The organism is Pantoea sp. Pa-EAmG (assembly GCF_030024295.1).
Lineage (GTDB): Bacteria > Pseudomonadota > Gammaproteobacteria > Enterobacterales > Enterobacteriaceae > Pantoea > Pantoea dispersa.
In genome coordinates this window covers 1-16,498 of record NZ_JASEWO010000005.1, presented here as the reverse complement: position 1 = coordinate 16,498, position 16,498 = coordinate 1, and the positions used below count along the sequence as shown (strand labels likewise).

Genomic DNA, 16,498 nt, shown 5'->3' with positions numbered 1-16,498 from the left:
CCTCAGTGTGGGGTTTAATTAACGAATACCCGCGCTAAAGATTTTCTGCAACCGGTTTCAGATTTGCGTTACGGATCTGTGAGAAATATCAAAAAGCGCGCTGCAAATTTAATCGGGATGCAATAATAAACGGAAGAGATTATGTGAAAGTCGGGGAACAGTGGCGCGGCCAGACACAGCGCGCCACCGGGGCAGAACGTCAGGAGATGGCGGAATCTTTTTGCTTGTCGGCTTCGAAGTGTGCCTTGAACTGTTCGTAGATGGAGATCATATTGGAGGCATCGCCGTGCAGCGGGCTCAGTTTACCGGCGCGCACCAGTTCGATGACCAGTTGCAGGGCGGCCTGTTTTGGGCTGCTGGCCGGATGGGCAATTTCATGAGACATCAGATATCACTCCTTATTGTTGTCAGTGCCGCACAGTTTAGCCCAGATTGTGCTGCTAATGGGCGCGGCGCTGGTTATCATCATCCTGTTCGGACAAAAAAGCCGCTCAGGCTGTTCATTGACGCCTGAGGCGTTTAGCTATACTGGATCAAAAAAAGGAACACACAGCCACGCATTCCGTACCACGGGAATGGTGCAGAAGGAGGCGGTTATGTTGATTGGTTTTGTCTTGTTAGTGAGCGCCTGCGGCCACGATGCCTGTGATGCCCTGCCGGTGTCGGAGCGGATTTACCCCACGAAAGTGGCCTGCGAACAGATGGCCGATCGCATCCATAAAGTCCGGCCGAACGTGGTGCTGCTTTGTGGGGAAGTGCACCGTTAATTCGGTGCCAGTGCGTCATCAATTGCATAAAAAACAGCCAGACGGCATTGCAACCTGGGCCCGCAGCGTTCAAAATATAAGCTGCTTTACACTATTACAGTTGTGAATCCCATGAAAAAAACTCGCCCCCGTCGTCCCAACGGACGCTGGGTTTATTACATTTTGTATGACGGCATTCTCTGGCCCTGTCCGGTGCGCTGGGAGTGGGAGAGCGGCTTCGGCGGCTGGCTGCCGTTTTACTATTCGCCCACCTTTGAATTTGTCGCGGGCGATCCGCGCAAGGCCTACCGCATTGCGCGCAGCAGCGTGCGCAATCTGCGCCAGCATGAGCATGACGGCGAATATGCCTGAGGCGTCAGAACTGCCACGGCAGCCACGAGGCTGTCAGCAGGTAGTGCACCAGTTCCAGCACCAGAATAATCATCACCAGCACCCCGAGCTTGTGGCGGCATACCCAATCCTTTAGCCCCATATCATCGCCGCCCAGCGAATCAGCATCAGCGCGCCGCAGATGCACAGCAACACCACAATCATCTTCCAGTGTTTTGTCGCAGCCAGTTTTTTTGCCACGTCTCCTCCAGACAGCAGAAAGCAACGATGCGCCCGCAGGCGCATCGCATAGTCTACCGCTGGTCACCCGTGAGGGCGATTAATTATTCAGCGTATAGTCGAGGGTGATTTCGGCATTCAGCACCTGAGACACCGGGCAGCCGGCTTTGGCTTTCTGAATGATTTCATCAAATTTGGCATTATCGATGCCCGGCAGCGCAATGGTGCTGTTGAGGGCAATTTTGGTGATGGCGAAGCCGTCGCCCTTTTTGTCCAGTGAAACATCGGCGGTGGTGTCGATGCTTTTCGGTGGATGACCGGCCTGGCCCAGCATCAGCGACAGCGCCATGGAGAAGCAGGCGGCGTGTGCCGCGCCAATCAGCTCTTCCGGATTGGTGCCCTTCTCGCCTTCAAAACGGGTGTTAAAACCGTATGGCTGGTTGCTGAGCACGCCGCTTTCAGTGCTAACCGTGCCTTTGCCTTTGATGTCGCCTTCCCAATGGGCCGATCCTTTCTTATGAATGGTCATGTCATTCCTCCTGTTAGTCAGACAGCTATTCAGTATAGACAAGAGCCGGCGCTTTGCCTGGCTTAGCGCACCGCGTGCGGGCGCGCCGGGCTGAGCCCGGCTTCGCTCAGCAGCGCATTCGCCTGCACCAGCGAATCCTGCGTGATGTCCGCAATGGTTTTCGCGCCGGTCAGCGTCATCGCCACCCTCATCTCTTTCTCAACCAGGCTCAGCAGATTCTCCACGCCGCGCTGGCCGTGCGTCGCCAGCGCATAGATAAACGCGCGTCCCAGCAGCACGCTGTCAGCCCCCAGCGCAATCATGCGCACCACATCCAGCCCGTTACGAATGCCGCTGTCGGCCAGAATGGTGATGTCGCCCTTTACCGCGTCGGCGATGGCCGGCAGCGCGCGCGCCGACGACAGCACGCCATCCAGCTGACGTCCGCCGTGGTTGGAGACCACGATGCCATCGGCGCCAAAACGCACCGCATCGCGCGCATCTTCCGGGTCGAGAATGCCTTTGATCACCATCGGCCCTTCCCAGAATTCGCGAATCCACTCCAGATCCTGCCACGAGATCGACGGGTCGAAATTTTTCGCCAGCCAGCCGATATAATCTTCCAGCCCGGTAGGGTTACCGAGGTACGTGGAGATATTGCCGAGATCGTGCGGACGCCCGTGCAGCCCGACATCCCACGCCCACTGCGGATGGGTGACCGCCTGCCAGTAACGGCGCAGCGCGGCATGCGGGCCGCTCATGCCGGAGTGCGCATCGCGGTAGCGCGCGCCCGGCGTCGGCATATCGACGGTAAACACCAGCGTCGAACAGCCTGCCGCTTTGGCCCGCTCCAGCGCGTTGCGCATAAAGCCGCGATCGCGCAGCACATACAACTGAAACCACATCGGACGGTTAATCGCCGGTGCCACCTCTTCTATCGGGCACAGCGACACGGTCGACAGGGTAAACGGAATGCCGCGATTCGCTGCCGCACGCGCCGCCTGCACTTCACCGCGTCGCGCGTACATGCCGCACAGGCCGACCGGCGCCAGCGCCACCGGCATCGACAGCGTTTCATTGAACAGCCGCGTTTCCAGGCTCAGCTCAGCCATGTTTTTCAGCACGCGCTGACGCAGCGCCACGTCAGAGAGATCGGCCACGTTGCGCTTCAGGGTATGTTCTGCGTAGGCCCCGCCGTCCAGATAGTGAAACAGGAATGGCGGCAGGATACGTTGCGCCGCGGCGCGATAGTCACTGGCAGCAGAAATAATCATCAGTTGTCTTCCTTACGGGTAGCCTGCGTGGCGCCCGGTAACCGCGTGATGCGGGCCTGGCGCGCTTCGTCTTCATGCAGCGTTTTCATGGTGGTGTGAACAAAGCCGAGGTGATCCATCGCCGCCTGGCGCGCCGCGTCGGCGTCGCCCGCCATCACCGCATCGAACATCGCCTGATGCTGGGCGTTGAGCTGGTTGAAAATCACCGGCTGGGTGTACATACGCTGGCGGCTGTGCAGCACGGAGGATTGCAGCAGATCGAAAAATCCGCGCATGGTCTGCAGCAGCACCAGATTATGCGAGGCTTCGGCAATGGCGAGGTGGAAGCGCAGATCCGCCTGCGCGGCCAGTTCGGGATCGTCGCAGTCGTTCATTTGTATCAGCGCGTCAAAGGCATAGCGCAGCCGCTCTTTATCCGCCTCGGTGGCGCGCTGCGCGGCGTGCCAGGCGGTGCTGGCCTCAATCGCGTGGCGCGCCTCAAGAATATCCCAGCGGTAGTCAGGATCGGCGGCCAGCAGCTGGCGAATCGGCTCGACGATGCGCTGTTCTGACCACGGCTCCTGCGGCTCGCACAGCCAGGTGCCACCGCCGCGTTTACTGATCAGCACGCCACTGCTGATCAGCTGCTGGATGGCCTCACGCACCGACGAGCGCGACGCACCGAAGCTGGCGGCCAGCGCACGCTCCGAAGGTAAACGCATGCCGGGTTTCAGCTGATGCTCTTCAATCCAGGCGCTAAGACGCGCGCGCAGCGTATCCGCCAGCCGCGGTGTGGGTTCAGTCATGGAATCATCCAGGTAAAGACATACGCCTGCAGCGTGGTGATCACGCCGACCATACAGGTAAAAATCAGGCTGTGTTTAACGGTAAACCGGAACAGATCGGACTCGCGCCCCACCAGCCCCACGGCGGCGCAGGCGATGGCGATCGACTGCGGCGAAATCATTTTACCGGTGACGCCACCGGTGGTATTGGCGGCCACCAGCAGCACATCCGACACACCAATCTGCTGCGCGGTGGTCGCCTGCAGCGCGGCGAACAGCGCGTTAGAAGAGGTATCGGAGCCGGTCAGAAAGACGCCCAGCCAGCCGAGGAACGGCGAGAAGAAGGTGAAGGCCTGGCCGGTGTGCGCCAGCGCCAGGGCCAGCGTGGCCGACAGCCCGGAGTAGTTTGAGATGAACGCAAAGGCCAGCACCATGCCGATGGAATAGATCGGCAGCGCCAGTTCCTTCAGGGTTTCGCCAAAGGTGCGCAGCGTCGCCGCCGGCTTCATACGCAGGAAAATCACCGAAATCACCGCCGCCAGCAAAATCGCAGTGCCGGTAGCGGAAACCACGTCAAATTTGAACAGCGCCGCATACGGCGTTGCTGCGCTCACCACCGGCGGCATGCGTGCCACCAGCTCGTGCAGCAGCGGCACCGGTACGCTAAATACCCACTCATACAGCGCGCCGCCTTTGGCGAACAGCGCTTTAAACGGCGGAATACTCCACAGCGTAACGGTCGCGGTCAGGAACAGGAACGGCATCCAGGCACGCACAATCTGCCCCAGCGTGTAGCGTTGTGTCTCTGAGGGCGCAGCCTCTGGCGCGGGCTCTTTAAAGCGGAAGATGCGCACCGGCTGCCAGCGGCGCAGAAACAGCGTCAGGCAGATCAGCGAAGCCAGCGACGAAATGATATCCGGCAGCTCCGGGCCAAGGAAGTTAGAGCTGAGGTACTGGGCGATGGCAAACGAGCCGCCGGCCACCATCACCGCCGGCCAGGTCTCTTTGATGCCGCGCCAGCCATCCATGATCGCCATGATCCAGAACAGCACGATGAGGGTGAGAAACGGCAGCTGGCGTCCCGCCATCTGGCCAATCTGGAAGCTGTCCAGCCCGGTGACCTGACCGGCGACGATGATCGGAATTCCCATCGCGCCGAATGCCACCGGCGCGGTGTTGACGATCAGGCACAGGCCGGCGGCATAGAGCGGATTAAAGCCCAGCCCGACCAGCAGTGCGGCGGTGATCGCCACCGGTGCCCCAAAGCCTGCCGCGCCCTCTAAAAACGCGCCAAACGAAAAGCCGACGATCAGCATCTGCAAACGCTGATCTGGCGTGATGGAGAGAATCGAGGCGCGAATGATATCGAACTGGCCGGTTTTCACCGAGATCTTGTAGACAAACACCGCCGCCACGATGATCCAGGCAATCGGCCATAGACCGTATAAAAAACCATACGCCACCGACGCCAGCGCCTGGGGCACAGGCATGCCGTACAGCAACAGCGCCACCAGCAGCGCCAGCACCACGGTGATCGTACCGGCCTGATAGCCCTTCAGCTTGAGCTTAATCAGCGCGAAGAAGAAAAAAACAATCGGGATCACCGCCACCAGGCTGGATAGCCACAAATTGTTGAGCGGATCGTAGTCTTGTTGCCACACCTGCATGCCGTTTCTCCAGAGGTCACCAGAGGGATGCGGCGCATCGGCAAAAGCAGGCGTGCGCCGCAGATTGTTGCCCGGTTCCGCACCACAATTGGTAGGACCAAATTGCGGCTGACGGGCTTTCTGGCTCCAGATAGTTAATGCATTGTTAACCCAAAGCAACGCGGCAGGCGTGATTTTTCGTGTTATGTGACCATGTGGCTACATTTTTATAACATTGGTAGGACCAATCAGCGCGCAGCCGCACCAAAGGCGCGCGCATAGCTGCGCGGATGAAAACGCAGATTGAGTCCGATCAGCCCCAGCGTCACGACGCCCTGCATCAGCCATACGCTGGCAAAGCTGTGGGTGAGCACCTGCAACTGACCGGCAATAAACGGCATGCAGCCAGCGATGATGAATCCTGCGCCCTGCATGAAGGCCACCAGCCGCGCGCCTGCCTGCGGCTGCGGCAGATGATCGAGCGCCAGCACCATCGCCAGCGGGAACGCGGCACCGAGACCGAAGCCGGCGATGGCGGCCCACAGCCACGGCGCCAGCAGTGGCGCAAAAAGAAACCCGCTCATCCCGGCCAGCTGGCACAGCAGACTGACAATCAGCTGCGGACGGCGATCGGCACCGCGCGCCAGCAGCGGCATCAGCAGCGCGCCGGCAACCTGGCTCAGAATCATCACGCCCAGCAGCGAGCCGCCGGCCTGCGCCGACCAGCCCAGCCGGTGATACGCATCCGGCAGCCAGGCCACGCAGGTGGCATAGCCGCCATTGACCAGGCCAAAGCTCAGCGCCAGCGACCAGGCGCGCGGCTTACGCCACAGCGGCGGCAGCGTTACCTGCGCGGCATCCGGCGCGACAGGCACGCGCACCAGTAGCCACAGCAGGATAGCCAGCAGCACCGGCAGCGCCCAGCCGCTGAGCGCCAGCGGTACGCCAAGCTGCGCGCTGAGCCATGGCGACAGCGTCGCGCCCAGTCCGCCGCCGCCCATCAGCGCGCCCGCCCACAGCCCGGTGACCGCCGCGCTGCGCCGGCTAAAACGCTGACGAATCAGTCCCGGCATCGCCATCTGCACCACGCCGACGCCGATGCCAGCAAACAGCGCGCTGAGCACCAGCCCGCTGCCGCTGTCGATTACGCCGCGCGCCGCCAGCGCCAGCAGCAGCAGCGTCAGCCCGGCCAGCAGTAAGGGCTTTAAGGCCACGCGCTGCATCAGCGTGGCGCTGAACAGCGCCACCGCGCCCATCATTACCATCGGCACCGCCGGCAGCAGCGAGGCGGCCAGCCCTGACAGATGCAGGCTGTGGCGCAGCTGGCCCAGCAGTGGACTGACCGAGGTCAGCAGCGGGCGCATGTTCAGCCCGGCCAGCACCAGCGCAGCCAGCGTTAACGTATTGGCATGTCGGTTCATAACCCATCCTGCAGTGAAAAGGTTGTCAGCATCGCAGCAGACAGTACTATTTGGAAATGAAATAACACCATGATGGGCAGTGGATAAATGAATCGTCAGCCAATGTTTACGCCGCAGCAGCTATTAAGCTTTGTGGCGGTGTGCGAGACCGCCAGCTTTACCCGCGCCGCCGAGCGTGTGCACCTGTCGCAGTCGACGGTCAGTCAGCAGGTGCGGCGGCTGGAAGAGATGGTGGGTAAAGCGCTGTTACAGCGCACCTCACATCAGGTGGCGCTGACCGAAGAGGGAGAAAAATTGCTCGGCTACGCGCGGCGCATCATCGCCCTTAACGGCGAAGCGCACGATGTGCTGAGCGATAAGTGGCGCGACGGCATTGTGCGCATTGGCGTGCCGGAGGATTTTGCCGCCCCGACCGCCAGCCTGCTGGCCGGATTCAGCCGACAGCATCCGCAACTGCGTCTTGACGTGATGAGCGGCATGTACGTCGATCTGCATCGCGCATGGCAGCGCGAAGAGCTGGATCTGATGCTGATCAAGCAGCCGGGCGGCGATCGCCCGCTGGCCGCCCGGCCCGAGCCACTGCTGTGGCTGGACAGTGCCGAACACCCCTGCTTTGACCAGACGCCGCTGCCGCTGGTGGTGTTTCCGCAGCAGGGGCTGTATCGCGAAGAGATGTGTCAGACACTGGATGCGCTCGGCCGCAGCTGGCGCATCAGCTACAGCAGCGCCAGTCTCGTGGCCCTCGCCAGCGCCAGCGCCGCTGGTCTCGGCCTGACGCTGCTGCCCGCCAGCTGCCGCCTGCCCGGTCACCGCGTGCTGGGCAGCGCTGAGGGTTTACCGGTGATCAGCCATTTTGAGCTGGCGCTGTTCTGCCGTAAGCCGCAGGATGCGCTGCAACAGGCGCTGGCCGCTGCGCTGGTGCAATTCTGCCAGCTACAGTGGCAGTGATTTTTCCACTGCCTGGCAGTGGGAAATATCGCAGCGCGGCGGCGTCGGTTTTGCCAGATTAGGTTTTTTCCTTTTGCCTGGAGTTTCCGATGCCTCTGACCGCTTCCAGCCGCCGTGATTTCCTCAGCCACGGCGTGCGCCTTACTGCCGCAGGCAGCCTGATGATGGCTGGCATGAGCAGCGCCGCCCGTCCCGACACACCACCGGTCTCGTCCACCCCGCCGCCTGCCGTGGCGCACTATCAGCTGCTGAATGTGCGCCTCGAAGAGGGATTTGAGCGCGACGGCGCGGAGATAGTCGCCACCCGCACTGCGCTGTACGACATCACCATTAAAGAAGGCAAGTTCAGCGCCATTAGCGCCGCCGGCCAGGCGCGCCAGCCTGCCCTGCCGCAGTGGGATGCCGGCGGTGCGCTGCTGTTACCGCGCACGCGGGACATGCACATCCATCTGGATAAAACCTTCTACGGCGGACCGTGGCAGGCACCGCGCCCGCGGCAGGGCAAGACCATCATGGATATGATTGCGCGCGAGCAGGTGCTGATTCCCCAGCTGCTGCCAACCTCGCAGGCGCGCGCCGAAGCGCTGATTGGCCTGCTGCAAAGTAAAGGCAGCACCGAAGCGCGCAGCCACTGCAACATCGATCCAGTCAGTGGCCTGAAAAGTCTCGAACATCTGCAGCTGGCGCTGGCCAACCATCCGGCGTTTCGCTGTGAGATCGTCGCCTTTCCGCAGCATGGTTTGCTGCATTCGCAGGTCGATGGTCTGATGCGTGAGGCGATGCAGCTCGGCGTGCAGTATGTCGGTGGGCTGGATCCCACTAACGTGGACGGTGCCATGCAGGCTTCACTTGATGCGATGTTCCGCATCGCGCTGGATTACGATCGCGGCGTGGATATTCACCTGCATGAGACCAGCGCCGCCGGCGTGGCAGCCATTCAGTACATGATCGCCACTATCGCCCGTAACCCGCAGCTGAAAGGCAAAGTGACGCTGAGCCACGGTTTCGCGCTCGCCACGCTGGAAGGTAAGGCGCTGGATGAGATTATCGCCGGCATGGCCGAACAGCAGATGAGCGTGGCGTCAACGATTCCGATTGGCAAGCTGACGATGCCATTGCCGCAGCTGCAGGCAGCGGGCGTGACGGTGATGACCGGCACCGACAGCGTGATCGATCACTGGTCGCCATTCGGCACCGGCAGCATGCTGGAGAAAGCCAATCTGTATGCCCAGCTGTATCGCGGATCGGATGAGTTTGGCCTGAGCCGCGCGCTGCATATCGCCACCGGCGGCATTCTGCCGCTCGCCAATAGCGGTGAGCGCCAGTGGCCGCAGCTGCAGGATGAAGCCAGTATGATGCTGGTCGACGCCAGCTGCTCGGCGGAAGCCGTGGCGCGCATTGCGCCGGTGCGCGCTACGTTCCAGCGCGGCACGCCGGTATTCAGCGCCTGAAGGCGCATTGCAGCCAGCATCAGCACGCCAGTTCCGGCCACAAAAAAGCCTCCCGCAGGAGGCTTTGGAAGATGACACCGGCGCGGCAAGCCCGATGATAATGCTGGATTTAAGACAACATCTGAATCGCCAGCGCATACAGGCGCTGGTGCTCATCGTCATTAACAGGCTCTTCTTCCGCATAACAGGCAATCATGGAGCTGACTTTATCGGAGGATAACGTCTCTCCATGCAGATGCAGCGTTAGCACGGCGCGGCCGACGATTTTCAGAACGTCTTCGTTTTGTCCCTGGACATAGTGACTCAATGAGGTGACCTCTGAAGTAATTATTAATTGCCAAATGGCGCGCTAAATATAAAGCAAAGCGGTTAGGATTTTTACTCAGATTTTCCGCATAACAGGTAACATATAAGCGAAATCTTACTGAAAATAGCCGTAACATGCCGCGATATTGCCGCTTACCTGCCGCTAATATCATTTTTTCCCTCGAAAAAGCGTTTTTACCGTTCGTGCTGCCTCGTGTGAAATTCGGAACATTCATTAAAACTTTGCGATAGTTGCACCTCATCATTGACCTGACAAAGCGCAACGGCTGACTAATTTCTCTGCGTGATTATTACCGCAATTGCCGTTGCCGATAGCCCGCCTTTCTGCCAGACTGGCCGCCGCTATTCCTGCTACTACCTGAGATGCTCCTGTGACTGCTTTTTCTACCCTGACGCAACTGCCTGCCAGCCAGCTCGACAACCTGCGCGAGATGGGCTTCGACGCCATGACGCCGATTCAGGCCGCTTCCCTGCCGGCCATCCTTAGCGGACGCGATGTGCGGGCGCAGGCGCAAACCGGCAGCGGCAAAACCGCCGCCTTCGGTATTGGCGTGCTGAACCGCATCGACAGCGGGCGTTTTCATACCCAGGCGCTGGTGCTGTGCCCGACGCGTGAACTGGCCGACCAGGTCAGCAACGTGCTGCGTCAGCTGGCGCGCTTTACCCGCAATATCAAGATCCTGACGCTGTGCGGCGGCCAGCCAATGAGTGCGCAGCGCGACTCGCTGGTGCATGCGCCGCATATTGTGGTCGGCACGCCGGGGCGCATCCTCGATCATCTCAAGCGTGACAATCTCGATTTAAGTCAGTTGCAGAGCCTGGTGCTGGACGAAGCCGATCGCATGCTGGAGATGGGTTTCCGCGACGATATGGAAGCCATCATTGGCTTTACGCCGGATTCGCGTCAGACGCTGCTGTTCTCCGCCACCTGGCCCGATACCATTGCCAGCCTGAGTCAGCGCTTTCAGCGCGATGCGCTGGCAGTAGCGACCGAAGCGCAGTCGGAACTGCCGGCAATTGAGCAGCAGTTTATTGAAGCCAGCGCCAGCGAGCGTATCAACCTGCTCAGCGCCCTGCTCAGCCAGCAGCAACCGGCTTCCTGCGTGGTGTTCTGTAACACCAAACGGGAATGCGATGAGATTGCGGCCGCGCTCAACGATCGCCAGATCAGCGCGCTGGCGCTGCACGGCGATCTGGAACAGCGCGATCGCGAACGCGTGCTGATTCGCTTTGCCAACGGCAGCATCCGCGTGCTGATCGCCACCGACGTCGCCGCGCGCGGCCTCGACATTAAATCGCTGGCGCTGGTGGTTAACTTCCAGCTGGCGTGGGATCCGGAAGTGCACATTCACCGCATTGGCCGTACCGGCCGCGCCGGCGAACAGGGGCTGGCGGTCAGCTTTGTGGCGGCCGACGAAATGGTGCGCGCTCATGCGCTGGAAGATTACCTGCAGCAGAAGCTCAACTGGCAGCCGGCCAGCACGCTGAAAGGCAAAGGCGCACAGCCGCTGCCGGCGGCGATGATGACGCTGTGCATTGACGGTGGGCGTAAAGCCAAGATGCGTCCCGGCGATATTCTGGGCGCCCTGACCGGTGAAGCCGGCTTCAGCGGCGATCAGATCGGTAAAATCGATCTTACGCCGACCCATGCGTATGTCGCCATTGACGCCGCACAGGCGAAGAAAGCGCTGATCAAGCTGAAAGAGGGCAAGATCAAAGGCAAAAGCGTGCGCGCGATTCTGCTGAAGTAACTGTCGTGAGCGTGAGGGCGATCGCCCTTACGCTAAATTTTCATCGCCCTTCCCTTCATTTTTTTCCTCCGCTGCCGATAAGTTAATCATGGCGCTATTGCCCTGCCCTTTACTCCGCCCAGATTCTGCCCCGAGGCCACAATGGATAATTTTCAGAAAGAGATCGATGAACGCGCCAACCTTGCGCTTTCTAACAAATTCGAACTGCTGCTGTTCCGGCTGGGTTCCGATCGGCTGAAAGGCAAGTCTGAGCTGTACGGCATCAACGTATTTAAACTGCGTGAAATTGTGCCGATGCCGACGATTACCCGCGCCGCCGGCATGAATTCACCGCTGCTCGGCATGGCCAGTATTCGCGGCCAGTTTATTCCGGTGATCGACCTGCCGGCAGTAACTGGCTGCAAACCGGAAACCGGCCTCAACCTGCTGCTGGTGACCGAGTACGCGCGCAGCACCCAGGCATTTGCCGTGGAATCGGTGGAGAACATTGTGCGTCTCGACTGGAATCAGGTGCACACGGCGGAAGCGGGCATCGGCAGCCGTAACATCACCAGCATCGCCTGTCTGGACACCGACGGTCAGAGCAACAATCTGGCACTGGTGCTCGACGTCGAGCAGATTCTGTATGACATCATTCCGTCGGTGCGTGGTGTTGAGCCGAGCGAAGAGACGGCGAAGAATTTCAACCTTAAACCCGGCCAGGTAGCGATTGTTGCTGAAGACTCCAAAGTGGCGCGTCAGCTGCTGGAACAGGGGCTGAAAAGCATGGGCATTCCGGCCATCATGCACAATACCGGGCTTGAAGCGTGGATTAAAATCAGCGAGATGCAGAAAGAAGCGCAGGCTAACGGCGAGTCGATTCACGACAAAATCGCGCTGGTGCTGACCGACCTCGAAATGCCGGAGATGGACGGCTTTACCCTGACGCGCAACATCAAGCGCGACGACGCGCTGCGGCAGATTCCGGTGGTGATTCACTCTTCGCTGTCCGGCAGCGCCAACGAAGATCACGTGCGCAAAGTGGGCGCTGACGGTTACGTCGCTAAGTTTGAAATCAACGAGCTTTCCAGCGTGATTTATCGCGTGCTGGAGAAGAAGCGCTAAGCGCTTACCCCGATTATCCCTTCAGGCGCGATGTTCGCGCCTTTTTTGTGCCCGCTCGCCTGCCTTCAGCAGCATTACCGTAACGGCGTATTTATCCTGTCTTACTGATCTATTAATCGTCTGAGGTCACCATGAATGGTGACCCTACAGGGCCTCTGCGTGTTTTTTGCAGGGTGCAGTTTATTGCGCATTCCGCCACGGTGCGGAAAATGAAATGCGCGATGAATCGCGCCGCTACGGTTTGTGCGACGGGATAATGCAGATATCGCATCCGCCTCTGCGCGTTTTTGTAGGGTGCGCAATTTTGCGCACCGGCACAGGCCGTGATGCCAGCTAATTACGACCAGTGATTAATCAACCTTAAGCCCTCTTAACCGTTTTGTGACAAATCCCTAAAAAATTAAAGTTAAAACATTAGCAACCGATAACTTTAGCGCCTGCGCTGGTGGCGCCAGACCCGTCTCGTCGCAATGGCAAAAAATCTTTCCTTTACACATCATCGACATATTGCAGGCCCATCGTCTGCGTTTCCGTTTTAATACAACAGCATTCTGGCATTGCGGGGAGATCCAATGTTGAGCTTAAAGAATATGAAGGTCGGCGTCCGCCTGGGCATCGCCTTTGGTTTAGTGGTGGCACTACTGGTGGTGATTGGTATTACCTCAATCATGAAGATCAACAACATCAAGAGCGGCATTACTTCGATTGTGGAAGATCGCTATGTAAAAGTGCGGCTCGGCTTTGACGTGCGCGATGGCGTCAACGATCAGATCAAATACCTGCGCGGCATCGTCATCGATACCACCCGACCGCAGTTCAACGTGCAGCGCTTTCAGCAGCTGGCAGACGCCACCGCCCGTACCAACGCGGCGATGAAGAAGATCGAAGCAATTCAGATTACCGCCGTAGGCAAGAAGAAAATTGCCAGCCTGCTGGCTGCCAGTCAGCAGTTTGAACAGCAGAAAAATGAGGTGCTGGATCTGGTGCGGGCCGGTAAAGCCGATGACGCCAGCTACTACGTGCTGAAAAAAATTACCGCCGTGCAGAATGCCTACCTCGACCTGGCGGTGGCGTTTGCTGATTCCCAGTCCTCACAGCTCCAGCAGGAAGGCGCCGGCATTATCGACGATGGCACCACGGCGATTGAAGTCACGCTGGTGTTCTCCGCGCTCGCCATTCTCGCTGCCGTGGTGATGGGCTGGCTGCTAACCCGTTCGATTGTGCATCCGCTGAATGAAGCGGTGACCATCGCCAGCAAAGTGGCTGCCGGCGATCTCAGCTCGCGCATTGAAATACGCAGCAAAGATGAAACTGGCGCGCTGATGCAGGCGCTGCAGGCGATGAACGATAACCTGCTGACCATTGTTTCCGACGTACGCGCTGGATCCGACACCATCGCCGTGGCGTCCAACCAGATCTCCAGCGGCAACATCGATCTCTCTTCGCGCACTGAACAGCAGGCCAGCTCGCTGGAAGAGACGGCGTCCGCGATGGAGCAAATGACCGCTACCGTGAAGCACAACGCCGACAATGCGCGCGAAGCCAACTCGCTGGTGGCGAAAACCTCCGGCGTCGCCAAAGAAGGCGGTGAAGTGATGGAGCAGGTGATTGTGAAGATGGAGGCGATTGCCCTCTCCTCGAAGAAGATTGTCGACATCATCAGCGTGATCGACTCTATCGCCTTCCAGACCAACATCCTGTCGCTCAACGCGGCGGTGGAAGCGGCGCGCGCCGGTGAACAGGGTCGCGGATTTGCCGTCGTCGCTACCGAAGTGCGTAACCTGGCGCAGCGTTCTGCCTCCGCGGCGAAAGAGATCAAAGTGCTGATTGAAGACTCGGTGGCGAAGGTGGATGAAGGCAGCCGTCTGGTGACGCACGCCGGTTCAACCATTGGTGAAGTGGTCAATAGCGTAAGCAGCGTGGCGGAGATCATGAGCGAAATCACCATTGCCAGCAGCGAACAGAGCAGCGGCATCAGTGAAATCAATCAGGCCATTACGCAGATGGAAGCGGTGACGCAGCAGAACGCCGCGCTGGTGCAGGAAGCGTCTGCTGCGTCTCAGGCGCTGCAGGAGCAGGCCGACCGTCTGGCGCAGTCGATGAGCGTGTTTAAAACCGCTGCGGTTTAAAACAGACAGCCCCGTTCTGCATGCGTCAGACGGGGCCGTTCAGTGTCGCTGGCGTTGTCATGGCGGTGCGCATCGGGTCCGGCGCACCGCGTCCTGCTGTTAATTCATCAGCGAATAAGCGATGGATGAAATCGCCAGAATCCCCACCAGCACCACAAACAGGTTGCTGATTTTGCCGCTGTACTGGCGCATCGCCGGGACTTTATGAATAGCGTACATCGGCATCAGGAACAGAATCATCGCAATCACCGGCCCGCCCAGCGTCTCAATCATGCCGAGAATGCTCGGGTTCAGAGTGGCAACCAGCCAGGTGGTCAGCAGCATAAACAGCGTGGTCAGGCGATTCATTTTCTGCGGTGTGATGGTTTTGCCGCGGCTGCGCAGCGACTTCGCCACCATGCCGTTAAAGCCTTCACGCGCGCCCAGATAGTGGCCGAGGAACGATTTGGTGATCGCCACGATGGCGACAATCGGCCCCATCCAGGCAATCATCGGCACGTTAAAGTGGTTCGCCAGATAGGAGAGAATGGTGATGTTCTGCGCCTTTGCTGCCTGTAAATCGGCGGGCGACAGGCTCAGCACGCAGCTGAACACAAAGAACATCACGGTCACCACCATCATCAGATGGGCGCTGGCGAGAATGCGTGAACACTTCTTCTCCGCGCCGGCACCGTACTCGGCGCGTTTCGCCACGGCAAAAGACGAGATAATCGGCGAATGGTTGAAGGAGAACACCATCACCGGAATCGCCAGCCACAGCGTCATCCAGATACTGCTGTCGCTACCGCTTTGCGCAAACGATAAGGTCTCCAGCGCCGCACCGTGCCAGTGCGGCACCAGATACGCAGCCAGCAACATCAGCACTGCCACAAACGGAAACACCAGCACGCTCATCGCTTTGACAATCATCTGCTCGCCGAAGCGCACCACCGTCATCATGCCAGCGATCAAAATCAGCGACAGCAGCGCACGCGGCGGCGATACCAGCCCGAGCTGGTGCACAATAAAGCTGTCCACGGTATTGGTGATCGCTACGCTGTACATCAGCAGGATCGGGTAGATGGCAAAGAAGTAGAGCAGCGTGATGATCTTACCGGCGCCGACACCGAAATGCTCTTCCACTACGTCCGTGATATCCGCATTGGGATTTTTGCCGGAGAGCACAAAACGCGTCAGCGCACGGTGCGCAAAGAAGGTCATCGGGAAGGCGAGAATCGCCATGATGAGTAATGGAATCAACCCGCCCGCGCCGGCGTTAATCGGCAGAAACAGCACCCCTGCGCCAATCGCGGTGCCGTACAGGCCCAGCATCCACACCGTATCACTCTTGCGCCAGCCGGTAGCTGCCGCCTCCACCGTACCGAGGGTACCGGTTTGTGAGTTATCCATCTGTCTCTCCAAAATTGTCTCAAATGCAGCCGGAACGACGGCTAAAAATTCGCGGCGGCCTGCAGCGTGCGGTCGCTTCACAAAACGCGCCTATGCTACCCGTTTTTGCCCGGCGTGGATTGCCGCAACGCAAGACATGCATCACAAAGGCGGTAAAAATGCGCGAGATGGCGATAAAAGCAACAATAACGCACGAAACACGCACGCAATCGATTGCCTGGGGCGCTATTTGACCTGAGAAGCGCCAGGAGTGCAAGACACAGCGCGAAGTGGACGTGAGCGGGAGAATGAAGCGCGGGGATGTTGCCAGCAGCAGAGCGCTGAGGAGGAAACTCCCCCGGCAGCTAGCCTCGGGCAACGCAGCACGTCGCCAGAGGATAACGCCGGGAGAATTGAAAATCAGAACGCCCGCATTCTGTAGAGGGCATAAAGGAAATAGTACGCTGTGATAGTATTTAAATTCATAATCA

17 protein-coding genes are annotated in these 16,498 nt (G+C 59.3%); 7 read left to right on the top strand and 10 right to left on the bottom strand.

Annotation, left to right across the window (positions count from 1 at the left end; all coding sequences use genetic code 11):
* Positions 1 to 199: 199 nt before the first annotated feature.
* A complete protein-coding gene (locus tag QMM04_RS01545; protein ID WP_021507248.1) occupies positions 200 to 385 on the bottom strand; it encodes a hypothetical protein in 186 nt (61 codons plus the stop codon).
* A gap of 58 nt (positions 386 to 443) precedes the next feature.
* Here QMM04_RS01545 and QMM04_RS01540 point away from each other — a divergent pair, with 58 nt between their 5' ends.
* Both QMM04_RS01540 and QMM04_RS01535 read left to right on the top strand, forming a co-directional pair.
* On the top strand, positions 444 to 767 hold the full coding sequence (locus tag QMM04_RS01540; RefSeq protein ID WP_127833729.1) for a hypothetical protein: 324 nt from the start codon (positions 444 to 446) through the stop codon (positions 765 to 767).
* Between the two features lie 111 nt (positions 768 to 878).
* Positions 879 to 1,118, top strand: coding sequence for a hypothetical protein (locus QMM04_RS01535; RefSeq protein WP_021507249.1), 240 nt, complete (start codon positions 879 to 881; stop codon positions 1,116 to 1,118).
* Between the two features lie 111 nt (positions 1,119 to 1,229).
* On the opposite strand, the gene yniD is transcribed toward QMM04_RS01535, so the two are convergent.
* The 6 genes from yniD to QMM04_RS01505 form a co-directional block, all read right to left on the bottom strand.
* Positions 1,230 to 1,337, bottom strand: a complete 108-nt coding sequence (gene yniD, locus QMM04_RS01530) for a small membrane protein YniD (RefSeq protein ID WP_021507251.1) — start codon at positions 1,335 to 1,337, stop codon at positions 1,230 to 1,232.
* Positions 1,338 to 1,416: 79 nt separating this feature from the next.
* On the bottom strand, positions 1,417 to 1,845 hold the full coding sequence (locus tag QMM04_RS01525; protein WP_141496676.1) for an OsmC family protein: 429 nt from the start codon (positions 1,843 to 1,845) through the stop codon (positions 1,417 to 1,419).
* Positions 1,846 to 1,907: 62 nt separating this feature from the next.
* The gene (gene lldD, locus QMM04_RS01520; RefSeq protein WP_088516211.1) at positions 1,908 to 3,098 is read right to left on the bottom strand and encodes an FMN-dependent L-lactate dehydrogenase LldD; all 1,191 of its coding nucleotides are present in this window, start codon (positions 3,096 to 3,098) and stop codon (positions 1,908 to 1,910) included.
* Positions 3,098 to 3,883, bottom strand: a complete 786-nt coding sequence (gene lldR, locus QMM04_RS01515) for a transcriptional regulator LldR (protein WP_282995513.1) — start codon at positions 3,881 to 3,883, stop codon at positions 3,098 to 3,100. Before lldR ends, lldD begins: the two co-directional genes overlap by 1 nt.
* Positions 3,880 to 5,529 carry an L-lactate permease gene (lldP, locus tag QMM04_RS01510; RefSeq protein WP_282995512.1) on the bottom strand — a complete coding sequence of 550 codons (1,650 nt, stop codon included), beginning with the start codon at positions 5,527 to 5,529 and terminating at the stop codon, positions 3,880 to 3,882. Before lldP ends, lldR begins: the two co-directional genes overlap by 4 nt.
* A gap of 227 nt (positions 5,530 to 5,756) precedes the next feature.
* On the bottom strand, positions 5,757 to 6,929 hold the full coding sequence (locus QMM04_RS01505) for a cyanate transporter (protein WP_282995511.1): 1,173 nt from the start codon (positions 6,927 to 6,929) through the stop codon (positions 5,757 to 5,759).
* A gap of 87 nt (positions 6,930 to 7,016) precedes the next feature.
* On the opposite strand from QMM04_RS01505, the gene QMM04_RS01500 reads away from it, so the two are divergent.
* Complete coding sequence (locus QMM04_RS01500; protein WP_031279666.1) at positions 7,017 to 7,877, top strand: LysR substrate-binding domain-containing protein; 861 nt, start codon at positions 7,017 to 7,019, stop codon at positions 7,875 to 7,877.
* Between the two features lie 89 nt (positions 7,878 to 7,966).
* Positions 7,967 to 9,328: an amidohydrolase family protein gene (locus QMM04_RS01495; RefSeq protein ID WP_058775189.1), complete on the top strand. Its 1,362-nt coding sequence runs from the start codon at positions 7,967 to 7,969 to the stop codon at positions 9,326 to 9,328.
* A 109-nt stretch (positions 9,329 to 9,437) separates the two neighbouring features.
* On the opposite strand, the gene QMM04_RS01490 is transcribed toward QMM04_RS01495, so the two are convergent.
* Positions 9,438 to 9,635, bottom strand: coding sequence for a hypothetical protein (locus tag QMM04_RS01490; RefSeq protein WP_010618157.1), 198 nt, complete (start codon positions 9,633 to 9,635; stop codon positions 9,438 to 9,440).
* A gap of 391 nt (positions 9,636 to 10,026) precedes the next feature.
* Here QMM04_RS01490 and dbpA point away from each other — a divergent pair, with 391 nt between their 5' ends.
* The 3 genes from dbpA (at position 10,027) to QMM04_RS01475 (ending at position 14,639) form a co-directional block, all read left to right on the top strand.
* Complete coding sequence (gene dbpA, locus QMM04_RS01485; protein WP_058758000.1) at positions 10,027 to 11,406, top strand: ATP-dependent RNA helicase DbpA; 1,380 nt, start codon at positions 10,027 to 10,029, stop codon at positions 11,404 to 11,406.
* Positions 11,407 to 11,547: 141 nt separating this feature from the next.
* Positions 11,548 to 12,510, top strand: a complete 963-nt coding sequence (locus QMM04_RS01480) for a chemotaxis protein (RefSeq protein WP_021507259.1) — start codon at positions 11,548 to 11,550, stop codon at positions 12,508 to 12,510.
* 572 nt (positions 12,511 to 13,082) lie between these two features.
* Positions 13,083 to 14,639, top strand: coding sequence for a methyl-accepting chemotaxis protein (locus QMM04_RS01475; RefSeq protein WP_058758001.1), 1,557 nt, complete (start codon positions 13,083 to 13,085; stop codon positions 14,637 to 14,639).
* A gap of 99 nt (positions 14,640 to 14,738) precedes the next feature.
* Here the strand turns inward: QMM04_RS01475 and QMM04_RS01470 are convergent, their stop codons facing one another.
* Together QMM04_RS01470 and QMM04_RS01465 are read right to left on the bottom strand one after the other, a co-directional pair.
* Positions 14,739 to 16,028 carry an HAAAP family serine/threonine permease gene (locus QMM04_RS01470; RefSeq protein ID WP_282995510.1) on the bottom strand — a complete coding sequence of 430 codons (1,290 nt, stop codon included), beginning with the start codon at positions 16,026 to 16,028 and terminating at the stop codon, positions 14,739 to 14,741.
* A gap of 19 nt (positions 16,029 to 16,047) precedes the next feature.
* Positions 16,048 to 16,498 (bottom strand): hypothetical protein (locus tag QMM04_RS01465; RefSeq protein ID WP_282995509.1); only part of this gene is annotated, 451 nt, incomplete at its 5' end.